1 protein-coding gene is annotated in these 982 nt (G+C 55.0%); it reads left to right on the top strand.

Annotated features, from left to right (window positions below):
- The coding region (locus J5224_RS30180; RefSeq protein ID WP_264628733.1) for an N-acetylmuramoyl-L-alanine amidase at positions 1 to 982 on the top strand (982 nt) is incomplete at both ends.

Below are 982 nucleotides of genomic sequence, written 5' to 3'. Positions count from 1 at the left end.
TCGCGTCTGGCCTTCTTCAGCCTATACCCGCGTCACCCTAGAGTCTAACCGCACGCTAAAATACAAGCAGTTTATGCTAACCAACCCCGACCGGCTGGTCGTGGATATCGACGATATCCAACTCAACAGCGTGTTGAAAACGGTGTCACAGCAGTTTCAGTCTGACGATCCGTTGATCAAAGAAGCCCGCATTGGGCAGTTTGATCCCAAAACCGTGCGGCTGGTGTTAGAGCTGAAGCAAGCCACTAACCCGAAAGTCTTTACCCTCGATCCCATCGCTGAGTTTAAACACCGATTGGTGTTGGATCTCTATCCTGCGGTTGGGCGCTATGACAATGCGGAAGATCCGCTGCTGGCGCTGCTGGAGGATTACAACAAGGGCGATCTGGAGAGTAAATTACCGTCGGAAGCGCCGTTGGCGGGCAAAGCGGGGCGCGATCGTCCGTTGGTTATCATGCTCGATCCCGGTCACGGCGGCGAAGATCCTGGAGCCATCGGTAAAAATCGCACGCGTGAGAAAGATATTGTGTTGCAGATTGCGCGGCGGCTACGCAGTCTGATTGAACGCGAACCCAATATGAAGGCGTACATGACGCGCAATGAAGATGTGTTTATTCCGCTGCGCGTGCGGGTGGCGAAAGCGCGTAAGCAGCGCGCCGATCTGTTTGTTTCGATTCATGCGGATGCCTTCACCAACCGTGCGGCGCGCGGTTCTTCGGTGTTTGCGCTGTCGAAGAAAGGTGCAACCAGCACCGCAGCGCGCTTTTTGGCGGAAACGCAAAACGAATCGGATCTGATTGGCGGCGTGGGCATGAGTGGCGATCGCTATCTCGACCATACGCTGTTTGATCTGGTGCAGACCGCCACCATCAGCGATAGCCTGAAATTTGGCGGCGAAATCCTCAAACGACTCGGCAGAGTGAACAAGCTGCACAAGAACAAGGTCGATCAGGCCGGGTTTGCGGTGTTAAAAGCGCCCGAT

Source organism: Candidatus Symbiopectobacterium sp. NZEC135 (assembly GCF_025962695.1).
This window is presented reverse-complemented; position numbering and strand designations above follow the sequence as displayed.